The sequence below is a fragment of the Pseudochrobactrum algeriensis genome, from assembly GCF_018436245.1.
In the GTDB taxonomy this organism is placed as follows: domain Bacteria; phylum Pseudomonadota; class Alphaproteobacteria; order Rhizobiales; family Rhizobiaceae; genus Pseudochrobactrum; species Pseudochrobactrum saccharolyticum.
In genome coordinates, this window is record NZ_CP075361.1 from 2671906 (window position 1) to 2687567 (window position 15662).

General features: G+C 48.9%; 14 protein-coding genes and 2 pseudogenes. 12 read left to right on the plus strand and 4 right to left on the minus strand.

The genetic code is table 11. The features are described 5' to 3' along the window. The first annotated feature begins 3 nt into the window (after positions 1–3). From KHQ09_RS14390 to KHQ09_RS14420, 7 genes are read left to right on the plus strand one after another with little or no spacing between them, the layout of a single operon-like run. Complete coding sequence (locus tag KHQ09_RS14390; RefSeq protein WP_213598944.1) at positions 4–948, plus strand: ABC transporter permease; 945 nt, start codon at positions 4–6, stop codon at positions 946–948. Further along, positions 945–1763 carry an ABC transporter permease gene (locus tag KHQ09_RS14395; protein ID WP_213598946.1) on the plus strand — a complete coding sequence of 273 codons (819 nt, stop codon included), beginning with the start codon at positions 945–947 and terminating at the stop codon, positions 1761–1763. Before KHQ09_RS14390 ends, KHQ09_RS14395 begins: the two co-directional genes overlap by 4 nt. Beyond that, on the plus strand, positions 1760–3394 hold the full coding sequence (locus tag KHQ09_RS14400; protein WP_213598948.1) for an ABC transporter ATP-binding protein: 1635 nt from the start codon (positions 1760–1762) through the stop codon (positions 3392–3394). Before KHQ09_RS14395 ends, KHQ09_RS14400 begins: the two co-directional genes overlap by 4 nt. Before the next feature lie 23 nt (positions 3395–3417). Continuing rightward, positions 3418–4269 carry an alpha/beta hydrolase gene (locus KHQ09_RS14405; protein ID WP_213598949.1) on the plus strand — a complete coding sequence of 284 codons (852 nt, stop codon included), beginning with the start codon at positions 3418–3420 and terminating at the stop codon, positions 4267–4269. A gap of 24 nt (positions 4270–4293) precedes the next feature. Beyond that, the gene (locus tag KHQ09_RS14410) at positions 4294–5850 is read left to right on the plus strand and encodes an ABC transporter substrate-binding protein (RefSeq protein ID WP_213598951.1); all 1557 of its coding nucleotides are present in this window, start codon (positions 4294–4296) and stop codon (positions 5848–5850) included. A gap of 60 nt (positions 5851–5910) precedes the next feature. Further along, positions 5911–7362 carry an amidase gene (locus tag KHQ09_RS14415; RefSeq protein ID WP_213598953.1) on the plus strand — a complete coding sequence of 484 codons (1452 nt, stop codon included), beginning with the start codon at positions 5911–5913 and terminating at the stop codon, positions 7360–7362. Between the two features lie 13 nt (positions 7363–7375). After that, positions 7376–7993 carry an FMN-binding negative transcriptional regulator gene (locus KHQ09_RS14420; RefSeq protein ID WP_213598955.1) on the plus strand — a complete coding sequence of 206 codons (618 nt, stop codon included), beginning with the start codon at positions 7376–7378 and terminating at the stop codon, positions 7991–7993. A 276-nt stretch (positions 7994–8269) separates the two neighbouring features. On the opposite strand, the gene KHQ09_RS14425 is transcribed toward KHQ09_RS14420, so the two are convergent. The 3 genes from KHQ09_RS14425 to KHQ09_RS14435 form a co-directional block, all read right to left on the minus strand. Next, positions 8270–8887 (minus strand): recombinase family protein, encoded by a 618-nt coding sequence (locus KHQ09_RS14425; protein WP_213600027.1) that lies wholly within the window; start codon positions 8885–8887, stop codon positions 8270–8272. 165 nt (positions 8888–9052) lie between these two features. After that, positions 9053–9364, minus strand: coding sequence for a hypothetical protein (locus tag KHQ09_RS14430; RefSeq protein ID WP_075657091.1), 312 nt, complete (start codon positions 9362–9364; stop codon positions 9053–9055). A gap of 87 nt (positions 9365–9451) precedes the next feature. After that, on the minus strand, positions 9452–10117 hold the full coding sequence (locus tag KHQ09_RS14435) for a hypothetical protein (RefSeq protein ID WP_213598956.1): 666 nt from the start codon (positions 10115–10117) through the stop codon (positions 9452–9454). A 66-nt stretch (positions 10118–10183) separates the two neighbouring features. Here KHQ09_RS14435 and KHQ09_RS14440 point away from each other — a divergent pair, with 66 nt between their 5' ends. Next, positions 10184–11131, plus strand: coding sequence for a metallophosphoesterase (locus KHQ09_RS14440; protein WP_213598958.1), 948 nt, complete (start codon positions 10184–10186; stop codon positions 11129–11131). 436 nt (positions 11132–11567) lie between these two features. On the opposite strand, the gene KHQ09_RS14445 is transcribed toward KHQ09_RS14440, so the two are convergent. Then, the gene (locus tag KHQ09_RS14445; RefSeq protein WP_213598960.1) at positions 11568–11849 is read right to left on the minus strand and encodes a hypothetical protein; all 282 of its coding nucleotides are present in this window, start codon (positions 11847–11849) and stop codon (positions 11568–11570) included. 219 nt (positions 11850–12068) lie between these two features. Here KHQ09_RS14445 and KHQ09_RS14450 point away from each other — a divergent pair. From KHQ09_RS14450 to KHQ09_RS14465, 4 genes and pseudogenes are all read left to right on the plus strand, one after another. Next, positions 12069–12829 (plus strand): annotated as a pseudogene (locus KHQ09_RS14450) (IS5 family transposase). Positions 12830–12962: 133 nt separating this feature from the next. Then, positions 12963–13433 (plus strand): hypothetical protein, encoded by a 471-nt coding sequence (locus tag KHQ09_RS14455; protein ID WP_213598962.1) that lies wholly within the window; start codon positions 12963–12965, stop codon positions 13431–13433. Positions 13434–13757: 324 nt separating this feature from the next. Next, positions 13758–14051: pseudogene (gene arsC / locus KHQ09_RS14460) on the plus strand (arsenate reductase (glutaredoxin)); the annotation flags it as partial. A gap of 91 nt (positions 14052–14142) precedes the next feature. Further along, a protein-coding gene (locus tag KHQ09_RS14465) for an IS3 family transposase (RefSeq protein WP_213597987.1) occupies positions 14143–15494 on the plus strand; the annotation gives its coding sequence in 2 pieces (ribosomal slippage) (positions 14143–14479 and positions 14479–15494; 1353 coding nt in all). The last annotated feature ends 168 nt before the right edge of the window (positions 15495–15662 follow it).

The following is a 15662-nucleotide window of genomic DNA, read 5'->3' on the forward strand; positions in this document are numbered from 1 at the left end:
GCCATGCTCCGTTTTGCACTGACACGGATAGTCATGGCTATCCCCACACTGCTAATTGTGGCGGTGGCGGTTTTCGTCATCGTCCGCATGATCCCGGGCGATCCGGCAGCGATGATGCTCGGCGATGCGGCAGATGCCGCAGCGCTGGAAAACTTGCGTGAAAGACTGGGGCTAAACCAAAGTATCGCCACGCAGTTTTTTATCTGGGCAAGCAATATTCTGCAGGGTGATTTTGGCGTTTCCATCGCCAATAAAGAACCGGTTTTGGAACTGATCCTTGACCGTTTCTCCACCAGTGCCACGATCGTGTTTACTGCTGTGGTTCTGGCAACATTGGTTGCTGTGCCACTAGGTATGATTGCGGCATGGAAGCAAAACAGCTTCACAGATTTCACTGTTGTCAGCTGCGCGACATTGCTGCTCTCTATCCCGACATTCTGGATGGGGCTGCTGCTGATCCTCAGCTTCGGCATGAAGCTCGGCTGGCTGCCGATTGTCGGTTATATCAGTTTTTCTGAAAGTCCAAAGGCCGCGCTGATCTATTTGATCCTGCCGGTGATGACGCTGTTTCTCCATGAGATCGGCGTTATCATGCGTATGGCACGTGCTTCGACACTGGAAGTGCTGAACCTTGAATATATTATGCATGCGCGTGCCAAAGGTCTGTCTGAAGGCACAGTGATGTGGCGCCATGCTTTCCGCAATGCATTTGGTCCGACATGGACATTGCTGGGTCTTATCCTCGGCAATCTTCTGGCGGGTGTAGCGGTTGTTGAAACGGTTTTCACCATTCCGGGTCTTGGCCGTTTGCTGGTTAATGCGATCTTTGCCCGTGACTATCCGGTTATTCAGGGCTGCCTGTTGTTCATCGCCGGTATCTACGTGGTCGTGAATCTGATTGTTGATCTCGTCTATCCGTATTTTGATCCGAAGGTGACGGCACAATGAAACATCTGCCATTAAACCTTCTCATCGGCGGTACCCTGGTTGGCAGTATCGGTATTGTTATGCTGATCGGTTCTTTCTGGACACCCTATGACCCGCTGGCACTCAATTTTGCTGCCAAACTCGCGGCACCCAGCCTTTCCCATCCGTTCGGCACCGATGAATATGGCCGCGATGTCCTCAGCCGCCTGATGCGTGGTGCGGCCGCTTCTGCCCGTATCAGCCTGCTGACCGTATTGCTGGCGACAATTTTTGGTGTCTTTCTCGGTGCCTTGACTGGCTTTCTGCGCGGTTGGTTTGACCGCATTTTGATGGCCGTCAACGACGCATTAATGGCGTTCCCGGGCATGTTGCTGGCACTGGGTCTGCTGGCTGTTTTTGGTGCCAATGAAAAAGGCATCATTCTCGCACTGGCGCTGGCCTATATGTCGTCGGTCATCCGTATTGTGCGCGGCACGGTACTATCCATCCGTGAACTTGAATATATTCAGGCGTCCCGTTTGATGGGCAATTCCGAGTTCTTCACCATGCTGCGCCATGTTCTGCCCAATTGTCTGGCACCGATTACAGTTATGGCGACCTCCATGCTTGGCTGGGTTTTACTCGCCGAAAGTTCTCTCAGTTTCCTTGGCCTTGGTGTTGCTCCTCCCGCACCAACCTGGGGCAATATGCTGGCCGGCAGCCGCGCTCATATCGAGCAGGCCATGTGGCTAGGTATTTTCCCCGGCCTTGCTATTTCGCTCACCCTGCTTGGCGTCAATCTGCTTGGCGATGCCCTGCGCGATCTACTCGATCCACGACTGAGGAAACGCTCATGAACCCGCTACTTGAAATCGACAGCCTGACATTACGTGTCGGCCAGAGCGGCCCGCAGGTGGTTAAACAGGTCAGCTTTCACGTCGGCTCCGGCGAGATTGTCGGCGTGGTTGGTGAATCCGGCTCAGGCAAGACCATGGTGGCACGCGCCATCATGAAATTGCTGCCGAAAACCATTCAGCCGAGCAACGGGAAAATCCGCTTCAACGGCGAAGATGTCTTTGCCATGAATGGCACAGCCATTCGCTCTATTCGCGGCAAGCGTATTGCCATGATCTTTCAGGAGCCGATGACCTCGCTCAATCCGTCTTTGACGATTGGCCGGCAGCTGGAAGAAGGGCTGGAACTGCACTACCAGCAGGAAAGCAAAAAAGAGCGGCGGCTCAAAATCATTAACATGCTGGAAAAGGTCGGCATCAAAGATGGTGAAAAAGCACTGAGCGCCCATCCACACCAGTTCTCCGGCGGCATGCGTCAGCGTATTATGATTGCTTCGGCCATGTTGCTGCAACCCGATTTGCTGATAGCGGACGAGCCGACGACCGCATTGGATGCCGTTGTCCAGCGTGAAATCATGGAACTACTGCTCAAACTGACCCGTGAGAATAGCACCTCCGTCTTGCTAATCAGCCATGATCTGCCAATGGTGGCGCGCTATTGTGATCGCATTGTTGTGATGCGCTATGGTGATCTGGTGGAGGAAGGCCTGACCGAGCAGGTTCTGAGCAATCCGCAACATGATTATACCCGCAAACTGCTTTCAACACTGCCACGCCGCATCCCTGCCCGCGCACCTGCGAGCGGTGAAGCTCTGATGCAGGCAGACAATATCATTGTTGATTTTATCGGTAACAAAAGCCTGTTTCAAAAAGCGCCGGTTAAAACCGCGCTAGATGATGTGAGCGTTACAATTTTCCCGAAAGAAGTCGTGGCGATTGTCGGCGGTTCCGGCTCCGGAAAAACGACACTGGCGCGGGTTATCGCCGGTCTCGTGCAACCTAAATCCGGCACACTCAACTATAAAGGCCAACAAGTCAGCCGTAACAACAATCATTTCAATGATTACCGGTTCAATTGCCAGCTTGTGTTTCAGGACCCCTACTCATCCCTCGACCCGCGCATGAAGATCGGGCAGCTCGTGGCAGAACCACTGCGTTTATCCGAGGGGGTAAGCACTGCAGAAAAAAGCGCTCTGGTGAAAAGCACGCTGGAGGATGTCGGCCTTGGCGGCGACTTTACAGAACGCTTTCCGCATGAACTTTCCGGTGGTCAGCGCCAACGTGTTGCCATTGCCCGTGCCCTTGTGCGACGCCCTGCTTTTCTGATTGCCGATGAAGCCGTGTCAGCTCTGGATGTGACTGTGCGTGCACAAGTGCTAGACCTGCTCGCGGAATTGCAGGAGCGTTACGGCTTTGCCTGCCTGTTTATCAGTCATGATCTCGGGGTTGTGGAACAAATCGCAGACCGCGTGGTGGTGATGAAAGACGGCAAGATTATAGAACAAGGCACACGGGACGCAATCTTTGACCATCCGCAGACGGATTATACACGACAGCTGCTCTCGGCTATCCCGATTTTAGAAACGACCGGCACTGGCGGCGTACGCCTGAAATGGCGTAACGAAGCCGCATAATGAACCCATCCGGGGAGGAAAATATGTCATCAACTGTGAAACGCGAAGGCCACGGCATTAAACTCAGCTTTTATGATTTCGGTGCCACACCGTTCTTTGCCAGTCAACAGGATCAACGCTTCAGCTACTGTCTCTATGTACCTGAATCTTATAGCGAAACAGATACGAAAACTTATAATCTGGCCGTGATCGTGCATGGCACAGGGCGTACGGCATCGCAATATCGTGACCGTTTTGCAGATTTTGCCGCGAAAAAAGACTGCATTATTCTGGCACCGCTGTTTCCGGTCGGCATTATCCAGAAGGATGAACTTTCCAATTACAAGCGCATCAAATTTCACGATATTCGCTATGACGAAATTCTGTTGTCGATGGTCGATGAGGTCGCTGCCAAATACCGTCTCAAGGATAATCGTTTCATGATGTATGGCTTCTCCGGCGGCGGCCAGTTCAGCCAACGGTTTTTCATGCTGCATCCGGAACGTCTGACTGCTGTGTCTATCGGCGCACCGGGCGTCGTGACTCTGCTCAATTCCGATTATGACTGGTGGGTTGGCACCCGCAATATCGAAGCTCTATTTGGTAAGACAATCAATCTCGATGCCATGCGCAATGTGAAAGTGCAGACCCTGATCGGCACGGAAGACAATCTCACATGGGAAATCGCCATTCCGCGTGACAGCGCCTTCTGGATGGATGGTGCCGATCTGATGGGTGAAAACCGGCTGGATCGCATTGAAGCTTTGGCAAAATCCTTTGAAACACAGGGTATTCGGGTGCGTCGCGATACTGTGGCCGGTGTTGCCCATGAGCCTTTCCGTGTGATTGAGCACGCAGAGGCCTTCTTCACGGATGTCGTGCAAGGTCGTTACTAAAAATTATAAAAACAGGGGAATAACATGATCTTTAAAAACAGTTTGAAAATACTGGCATTTACCGCATTCGCGACCACCTTTTCCTTCGCTGTCTCAGCACAAGAAGGGCAGACTCTGCGACTGGCTCTGCACTCCGATATCGGCAGTAAAAATCCGGGCGTGAACCGTGATGGTCCGTCAGATATGGTTCTGGCGCATGTGGTTGAGGGTCTGGTTGCCTATGGTGAGGACCTGACCATTAAACCGATGCTGGCCGAGAGCTGGAGCAGCAATCCAGAAGCAACAGAATATGTGTTTCAGTTGCGTAAAGGTGTAAAATTTCACAACGGCAGTGAAATGAAAGCCGAAGATGTTGTCTGGAACTTCAAGCGTTATCTGAATGCAGAAACCGACTTTCAATGTGCCGGCCGTTATAATGGCACCATCGGCGCTGCGATTGAAGATGTGAGCGCTGCGGATGATTATACGGTGACAGTGAAATTCAACGCACCCGCACCGAACTTTCTGATGACTCTGGCGACAATTCAGTGCACGCCGTGGATACTCCATCCCTCTTCTGTGGCTTCTGACGGCAAATTTGACAAGCCTGTCGGCACCGGCCCTTATCAGTTCAGCGATTGGCAAACCGGTCGTTATGTTGAACTGAAAAAATTCGATGATTACAGCGCTCTTGCCGGAGACAAAGACGGTTATGCCGGTAACAAACAGGCGCTTATTCCGACCCTGCGCTTTATGACGGTTCCGGATGCCAGCACCCGCAGCAATGGTCTTGTTGCCGGTGATATTGACATGATCGACGAAATCGATCCGACACTGATCGATACGCTGACTGCAAAATCCATGAATGTCGATATTCAGCAAACACCGTCATGGATGACGCTGCATCTGCAAACCAATGCACCGCGCCTCAAAGATGTGCGTATGCGTCAGGCTATTGCGCATGCCATTGATCTGACGCAGCTTGTCGGTGCGGTTGGTGAAGGACGTTATGTTGCCAACCCGTCAATCATCCCGTCGGAAAGCCCGTATCGCGATGACAGCACCGCCACTTGGCCTGCTTATGATGTGGAAAAGGCGCGCGCCCTGCTGGCTGAAGCCGGTTATAATGGCGAGCCGATCAGCCTGCTGGTTTCCAATCGCGATGACCGTGTGCAGGTCGCAACAATTGTACAGGCCATGCTCAACATGGCCGGTATCAATGCTCAGCTGGAAGTGCGCGACTGGGCAACCCAACTCGACCGTTATCGTCGCGGCGATTATGAGATGGAAATTTTTGCTTATTCCGCTCGCCTTGATCCGCTACTGATGTATCAATCTCTGATTGGCGACAAAGCACAGGAACCTGCGCATCAGTGGGATGACAAAGAAGCCATTGCCCTGCGCACCAAGGCTGCGAATACGCAGGATTTCGAAGAGCGTAAGAAAATCTACAATGAACTGCATCAACTGGCGGCAAAACAAGTGCCGATCATCGGCCTGTTCAACCTGCCGACAATCACAGCACTCAATCCAAAAGTCGCGGATTACAAAGGTTGGCCGGCCGGTACTCACCGTCTCTGGGGCATGAGCAAAAAAGACTGAACTTTATACGCGATGCCGGATATTCCGGCATTGTCCTCCCCTTTATGAACAGGACTTCCTATGGCCGCGCCTGAATTTAATTATACTGACAGCGATGCAACAAGTCTGGCGCAAGCCATTAAGGACAAAGTGCTTTCTCCGCGTGAAGCGGTTGATGAAGCCTTTGCAGCCATTGCCCGTGTTAATCCGCAACTGAATGCCATTATCTGCGAAATGCGAGACGCGGCAGACGAACAATTGCAACACCTTGCCACCCAATCCCCGCAAGATCATGGGGCACTGTTTGGTGTGCCGACCTTACTGAAAGACGACTGTCCGTCTTATGCCGGCGCACCAATGTCCTATGGCTGTCGCGCCGCAGACGGTAATGTATCTGAGCGGGATCATGAACTAGTGACCCGTTATCGCGCTGCCGGTCTGGTCATCATCGGGAAAACCAATTTGCCGGAATTTTCCTGCAACATTGCCACCGAGCCAAGCCTGCATGGTGCAACGCTTAATCCTTGGGATGTCCGCAAAAGTATTGGCGGCTCCTCCGGCGGTGCAGCGGCTGCCGTTGCCGCACGCATGGTACCGGTGGCCTATGGCAATGACGGTGCCGGTTCTATCCGTGTCCCAGCCGCCTGCTCGGGTCTTTTTGGCCTGCGCCCGTCCCGCGGACGGGTTCCCTGCGGCCCTGTTTCGACTGAAAACTGGGGCGGGCTGGTGAGCCATCACGTCCTCACCCGCTCAGTGCGTGACAGCGCTTTGATGCTCGACCTGACTGACGCACCGGAACAAGGCGCGCTTTATTGTGCACCTGCCAAAACCGGCACATTCATGCAGGCGGTCAATCAGTCGCCGCGTAAATTGCGCATCGGTCTGTGGCAGAAAACCGGCCTTGAAACACTAGTCGAGCAGGCTGTGTTGGAAGGCTTGCAAAAAACCGCAGATATGTGTGTTGCACTCGGCCATGAGATTGTTGAGATCATGCCGGACTATGATGCGCAGGCTTTGAGTGCTGCCTTCACCAAATTGGTTGCCACCTATACGGCGATGGAAGTGGATGATCTGGCGCGTGATTTCAACAAGCCTATGAATAGTGACTTCTTTGAGCCAAGCAATCTGGGCCTTGCCGAATATGGTCGCTCGCTCAGTGGTCTGGATATTCTGCGCGCCCGCAATCAGGCCAACACGACCGCCCGTAGTTTCGGACGTATGTTCAACACCGTGGATGTGGTGCTGTCCCCCGTATTGCCATGTCTGCCTTTCGATAAAGGCACATTGAATGTCCGCACAAATGACTGGAAGCATTTTGCCCGTCAGTTCATGGAGTTGACCATGTTCACCCATCCGGTCAATGCCGCCGGTGCGCCTGCCATGAGTATTCCGCTGCTGCAAACCGCAGAAAATACACCGCTCGGCATGCAGTTCATTGCGGCGAATGGCAAAGAAGAAACCCTTCTGACATTAGCCGCTCAACTTGAACGTGCCTATCCGTGGGATAGCCGCCGCCCTGCGATTTGCGCCTGAGGACATCAAATACATGCTTTATACCAAAGACTATTTTCAGCCGCATAAGGAAACTGAGATTTTTGATCTTATTGACCGCACTGTGCTGGGTACGCTGATTACCCCGCATGAAGGTGGTGTGGCGATCTCTCACCCGATCTTTATGATTGACCGGCAGAACCGCCGTCTGATTTCTCACATTGCGATGAATAATGATCACGGACAATATTTGCGCGTTGGCCTGCCTTCTATTGCCATTCTGATGGATCAGGGCAGCTATATTTCCTCCTCGTGGTACCCGAATTATCCGCAACGTGACAGCGCACCGACATGGAGCTTTATGGTTGCGCATATTCACGGAAAACCAGCAGTTATGAGCGATACAGAGACTGTACAGCATTTGCAGGATTTGGTGAGCCATATGGAGCGCGGCCGTGATAAGCCGTGGCAGATGAAAGAGCTTGGCCCCGGTGGCATGGGGCGACGCCTACCGAATATTCTCGGCTACACTATGCCGATAGATAAGATAGAGGTGAAATTCAAACTCGGGCAGGATGAACGCAGCGATGACATGAAAGCCGCAACTGATCAGCTGGATAATAACGGTCAGCAAGCACTCGCCAAGCGGATGCGCGATTACTGCAAGCTATAAGTTCTTTTGAATGGCCTTGACTTAACACATTACGTTGACGGGTAAATCACGAACACACTTAAAACAATGAGTTTGCCCGCATTTACCCCTTTTACACTAGGGAAAGTCATTGCATCATACTTGGCACACTTGATTGGCGTCATACTTATTTCGATAACGACCTGCTGGCAGCATCGCATTTACTTGGAGGTGACAATAGCCAATTTACCAATCACGAAGGATAAAGCTTCACTCTACTCTCGATGGATTTTTAATTACTCCTCCCATTGCGAGAGATTATACTCTATTACCGGACTTTTTAAGTCTTGATAAGGTCGATCTGGAACAACCGGTTGCCTGAATAATGCTATTCCAGCTTTGGCCACTTTCAAGCATTTTCAGTATAGCTTCATTACGGGATTTATTCTCCGGACGACCTTTATAAAGCCCCTGCTCTCTAGCCTTGGCTATTCCCTGCTTTTGTCGTCTACGACGATCCTCATAGTCTTTACGAGCAATGGCCGCGATCATGTCCAGCATCATATTATTAATGGCTCCTGACATACGGGCAGTGAATTCATCTGTACTTGAAACGGCCATTCCCCATGATGTCGGCAAATCAAGAGCAACCACTTTAACCTGCCTGTCACGAATTTCAGACTTCAAGCGCTCCCAGTCCATAGCATTCAAACGACTTAAGCGGTCCACCTGCTCTATCAGTAAAATATCACCTGCCTGACAGTCAGATAGCAGACGAAAAAGCTCCGGACGGTTCAGCGATGCGCCACTTTCATTTTCAATATATGTGGCTGCAATCTTCAGACCTTTATCGCTAGCGAACTGAAACAAATCGTCTTTCGCCCTGCTGGCATCTTGCTCTTTTGTCGATGCACGAAGGTAAGCTCTCACAAACATACGAACCACCATAAAGTTCCATTTACATGGTTCCATTATAGATGGTTCGTTATAAGTTATCAAATGATACTTATGGAACCAAGATCAGTATGGTCCGCTTAAGGCATAAACAAATTGAACCACAAGAAACAATCAACAGATCACAAGGGATCATGTTTCAGATCGTTATTCTTTTTCCATTTTAGCCCACGTATGATCCTGATGTTCAATCTGAGCCATACAATCAAAACAAGAAATATTATCGCTGTAGTGCTCCAGCGCAGACAAATGTTCTTTATCAGTCAGGCGCTTTTCACAGTCATGTATTCTGTCCCCCTCACAAACCGGATTAAAGTAGCCTTTTAGTACGTATTTTTGCTTATCCGTCAGCGTATCAACCCCGCGTGCAACCGCCTGTGCAGCAACACCTTTAGCAGCATCACTTTCCAACAAATCCCTTTCGGATAAGATTCGTAGTATACTCTCTTTAATTCCCATAACTTCCTCCGCTTGTTACCTACTTACATTCTAAATAAAATATATCTGATCAACATAGTTGATCATCACTTTGACAATCCAACGGACTTAGTCGTATGAACGTATCGAATCTCGCAGGCATTTATGCCATCGCATATCAACACGCGCCTGATCTTCCGTACCGTAACACCACCCTGATTTTTCCAATGCCTGAACCACGGCACTCCGCCGTACACAAGCCTTCATAGTTTTTGGATCATCCGGATTACTCCCACGACAAATAGTTTCCTCAGCTTCCCATTGCATAATCAGTTTTTTCACACCCTTCACAGAGTCCGAAATCTTTCCAGCATGATCTAACTCCGGTTTAGCGGCTGGTAGAGCTTCAAGTCCTTTTGCAGAACCATCCCACTCACATGCAACTAAGTCACGTCCATCAATTCGAATGTTCTTGCTCGACAATACATCAAGAAAAAATTGCTGCTCACCTATATCTTCAAATTCTCTGCAATCAGCTTTCACATAAAAACGCCCATTTCGAACCTTCTTCACCTCAGCAACCAGACAACTAACTTCCGGAAAGGAAAATTGCCGCCCATTTTGTTCAATAGACAATTCGACAAAATCCAGCTCTCCTTTCTTAAGAAGGGTGCAGTCTGCCTTCGATGAAACAAAACTCCCTTCACTAATGGGCAATTGACTCTGCGCTACGGCACCCTCTGAATAAGTAAAAGTGAACAAAACGAACGACAATAAGTATGAATAATTCTTCATCGAACACCTAAAAGCGATAAAAGATTGCTTTCTTTATTAATTCACATTTTATTTTTTGGAATCACTATGACAACAATAGGATACGATATTATTGGTGATATTCATGGAAATAGTACAAAATTACACAGTCTTTTATTTAAGTTAGGGTATACTAAGGCTAATTCTTATGGGTACACCCATTCCGAAAGGAAAGTAATTTTCCTTGGTGATTTCATTGATCGTGGACCACAGCAACTTGATACCGTCCTGACGGCCAAAGCTATGATTGAAAATGGCTCTGCCTTAGCGGTAATGGGCAATCACGAATACAACGCTATTTGCTATGCCACACCAAATCCACATCAGCCCAACGACTATTTACGCACCCATTCAGGAAACACTGGGAAAAAGAACCTCCAGCAACACGCTGCATTCCTGAATGGGGTGCAACATGATTCCGTTCTCTACAATGAACTTATTTCGTTCTTCAAGGCACTCCCCATCTGGCTTGAAATTGACGACATCCGTGTCGTTCACGCCTGCTGGAATACGCAGAAACAAAAACAACTGAGGCCGTTCTTAACCAGCGACAACTGCTTGACAGAGGCAGGCATCATTGAGAGCGCCAAAGAAGGCAGTGCAGCCTTTGAAGCAACCGAATTGCTATTAAAAGGCTTGGAACTCCCTCTTCCCAATGACATGAAGTTTCAAGACGCAGATGGTCATGAACGCCGTTCTGTACGCGTAAAATGGTGGGACAACACCGCTAATGATTATGCATCCCTTGCACTTTTGCCGGAAGCCATAACCCAGACCCTGCCAAGGGATACAATCCCAAACCTTGATGCTTATCGCTACAATGAAGATTCCATGCTCTTCATTGGTCACTACTGGTTAACAGACAAACCAAAACCATTATCTTCCAACGTCATTTGCGTCGATTACAGTGCAGGTAAAGGCGGTGATCTTGTTGCTTATCGCCATGATATCGGCCAACCTTATTCAATCAATAACTTTATGACATCAGCTAGTTAATCGATCCTTGGACATGCAACAAAGCATTGATATCGAAGGAATTACCTATGATATTCAATATCGTGAAATTGCATTTATATGTTTATTGATGTCGAAAATTCAATATGGCACAGGCATGTCCTTGCTGGGTAATACAGCTCTATAGACTTCCGATTTGGTGAAAGCCCGCCACCTCGTTTATTTGGCAAAACACCTGCATTACACGTATTCAAGATCAGAACCTTTGTTCGACATTCCATCGAAATGGCTCTAAAGGCGTATCAGCCATATTACTTTTCATACACCGCAAATAAAGATTACAAAATCAGGTTTCAGAGCCTGACCTGAAAAGGCACGAGTGATTTCAGTAGGTTATGATTCAATCGGATTTCTGATATACGATGGAGATCACGATGTCCTAGACTGAAACCACTTGCCCTCATTTGATCTGGGTTCTTCAGTTTTTCAATGGGCCAGCAGGCTTCTTATTGTCCTGCTTAACTTTTCCATTCAGCTTATCATTTGTGCGCAGACCACCATGCTTAGCGCATATTTTTGCCGCTTGAGATTCACTAAGTTGAGAAGTACCATCTCCAACTACGAATTGATGCCCATCCTTACACTGCCCCGACCATTTTTTGGTGCCGCTGTCATATATGATTTTATAAGCATTAGCTGGAACAACTGAAGCTGCAACAATAAATGCAACAAAAGCAATTTTTATATTCTTACTATACATAATAAACATCTCCCATTTTAGTTAACCATAAATATAGTATTATAACTAATCTGATCGACAAATGAATAATATTTTTCAGAGCCTGACCTGAAAAGGCTTGTGTGATTTCAGTAGGTTATAATTCAATCGGATTTCTAATATAAGATGGAAATCACGATGTACTAAACTGGAATCACTCGACCTGATTATCAATGACAGAGACCGCGTTACGTAAGTGATATGACCGCAAAAGAATGGGCATTGATTACCCTCATCACGCCCGTTTTGCCGACATTTTGACCGTCACGTACCACTGAATTGCATGAGGTTGTGAATGCTTTGTTTTATATCGCATCAACTGGTTGTAAGCGGCATATGCTGGCCAAGAATTTGCCACCTTATTCAACCGTCCAAGTACATCTCTATGAATGGCGCGTTGCAGGGCTGTGGACACTATCGGCAATACGCTTGTGATGACCGCATGTGAGCAGGCGAATAAACAACCCAGCCCTACGGCTGGTGCAATCGATAGTCAGTCGGTCAAAACCACGGAAAGTGTTGGAATACGTGGATTTGATGCGGGTAAGAAGATCGTTGGGAGAAAGCGACACATTGGGCTTGATATACTCCGCTTGAAGGTTGGCCTCGTGATCCACTCGGCTGGTATTCAGGACAGAGACGGTGCGCCGGATGTCTTGAAATCCATCTTCAAGCGCTGGCCGTGGTTACGGTATATCTTTGCTAACGGCGGATACGCTGGGCCTAAGTTCAAAGGCAGACTGGAAAAGGTCGGTAAATTCACAATGGTGATCATCAAGCGATCAGATCAAGCACTAGGCTTTGAACTCCTATCACGCAGATGGGTTGTCGAACACACCTTTGCATGATTGAGACGATGCCGAAGATTGGCAAAAGACTTCGAGATAACCATCGCTTCTACCGAGGCGCAGCTTTACATCACCAACATTCCTTTTCTAACACGGCGCATCGCAAGAGATTGATATCATTGCCATCCTTATGAGTCAGGCTCTGATACCGTGGTAGCAACTTACATCAGCGATCAATATGGTTACTTCTATGGACGTGTCGGGGCTTGGCTTCACTTTTACAGACAGATCAGCAAGGAGAATAAGAATGATAGTTGAAACAGCGAAAGCGATTGCGCGAAAGTACCATCAAGGGCAGGCTGATAAAGCAGGCGTTGATTATTTTTCAGGGCACTTAACCGCTGTCGCATCGCAGATTCACGACAACGAACTAGCGAAAGCAATCGCTTATCTCCATGATATCATAGAAGACTGCGATATAGCACCAAAGCAACTTGAATCCGAATTAATGGCAGGCGGAATTACTGAACAGAAAGCTTTGACCATTTCACGCGTTGTGCAGCTCTTAACGAAGCCAGATGTCGACTACTTTGCTTACCTTGAAACGGTCAAAGCTGACCCATTAGCGAAAATCGTAAAGCTTGCAGACCTGACCCACAATATGGATCGATCCCGCCTGAACTCCTTATCTGAAAAAGATGAAATGCGCCTTGCGAAATATGCAAAGGCATATGCTTTTTTGGCTGACAGACATAACAATCCACAGCCAACACCGTAAGACAAACCTTCTACTTCAAAAATCCATCGCAATTATGGTACAAAAAATGGTACAAAATTCATTTTTTGAATTTTAAATATATCATAAAAATCAATATGTTAATATATTCTAAGACGAAAACAGAATCCCGCTCTCTCCGCCAGAAGCATTTTGATGGTATTTCTCAGATAAAAATTCAACAAGTTAAGTATCGTTGCTTACACCGATTATCGGATGCGTTGATCCCGATATTTGGGCACCTTATGCTTTCACCTTCAGATCATTAACCGTTCAAAAAACTGGTATATGTAAGCAAATGATCGAACTAAGGCAGGTCAATCTCTGATGTCCGTTACAATTTATCACAACCCTGCATGCGGCACTTCACGCAATACGCTCGCTATGATCCGCGCCAGCGGTGAAGAGCCTGTCATCATTGAATATTTGCAAACACCACCTTCCAAAGAACAACTGTCCGAGCTTCTTGCAGCCATGGAAATCCCCGTGCGTGATTTATTGCGGGAAAAAGGGACGCCTTTTGCGGAGCTGGATCTGGCAAATCCCAAATGGTCTGACGATCAGTTGCTCGGTTTCATAGTGCAGCATCCCATCCTGATGAACAGACCGATTGTGGTGTCACCTGTCCGACATCAACGCCTTTGAGACCAAACAGTGTTAATTGAGAAGAGAGGACTTTCGGCTCATCATAGCTCAATTAAAGGAAGCAAAGATGAGACAGAAACCCGTTCCGCAAACGTCTAGCGCTGAGAAGACGATCAAGGATATACGGCGCGCGACGCGCAAGCATTATTCTGCAGAGGATAAAATCCGTATTGTGTTGGAAGGCCTACGTGGCGAGGACAGCATTGCCGCGATTTGTCGCCGTGAGGGGATCGCCGAGAGCCTGTATTATAGCTGGTCGAAGGAGTTTCTCGAAGCTGGCAAGAAACGCCTTGCTGGCGATACGGCCCGCTCGGCGACCAGTGACGAGGTTCGGTCACTGCGTCGTGAAAGCCGTGACCTGAAAGAGGCATTGGCCGACGTCATGCTGGAAAACCGCCTGCTCAAAAAAAGCATGATCGGGGATGGGGGCGACGACGAATGAGATATCCCGCCACCGAAAAGCTTGAGATCATCCGGCTTGTGGAGCAGTCGCATTTGTCAGCTAGGCAAACCCTCGACAAGCTGGGCATTCCAAGACCGACCTTCTATCGATGGTATGATCGTTTCCAGACCCACGGTTTCGAGGGGCTGGAAGACCAGACGTCCGCACCTTCGCGGGTGTGGAACCGCATTCCTGATGACATCCGGGATCGTATCATCGCACTGGCGCTCGATCATACCGACCTGTCACCACGAGAGCTGGCGGTGAAGTTCACCGATACGGAAAGTTATTTTGTATCAGAGGCTTCGGTCTATCGTCTGCTCAAGGCCCACGACCTGATCACGTCACCAGCCTATATTGTCATCAAGGCCAATGATGAGTTCAAGGACAAGACCACGCGGCCGAATGAAATGTGGCAGACCGACTTCACCTATCTGAAAGTTGTCGGTTGGGGCTGGTTTTATTTGTCGACCATCCTTGATGACTATTCCCGCTACATCATCGCCTGGAAACTGTGCACCAGCATGAAAGTCGAGGATGTCACCGATACACTCGACCTGGCACTGGCAGCTTCAGGCTGCGATAAAGTCAAGGTCGAACACCGTCCCCGCCTGCTGTCGGACAACGGTTCGTGTTACGTCGCTTCCGACCTTGGTGACTGGCTGGACAAATACAAAATCAGCCAAGTCCATGGCGCTCCCGGTCATCCGCAAACGCAGGGCAAGATCGAACGCTGGCACCAGACGCTCAAGAACCACATCCTGCTCCAAAACTACTTCTTCAAGGAGGACCTCGAAGCCCAGATCGCAGCCTTCGTCGATCACTACAATCATCGCAGATACCACGAGAGCCTCGACAATCTCACCCCGGCTGACGTTTACTTCCGACGTGGACGGACTATCCTAATCGAACGCGAAAGGATCAAACGAGACACCATCAGAAAACGCCGCTTGAACCACCAGGCCAAAGCAGCTTAAATCAACCCGCAAAACAAGCCGCAAACTCCAATCTTCAAGAGCACAAAAAGTCTCAAATCATTCGACGACGGACACAAACGAAATTACCATCGACGAGAATGAGTGAAATCTGCGCAAACCCGACCAATATTCAGCTAATATAATAGGGCTAACACATTTTAGAACAGT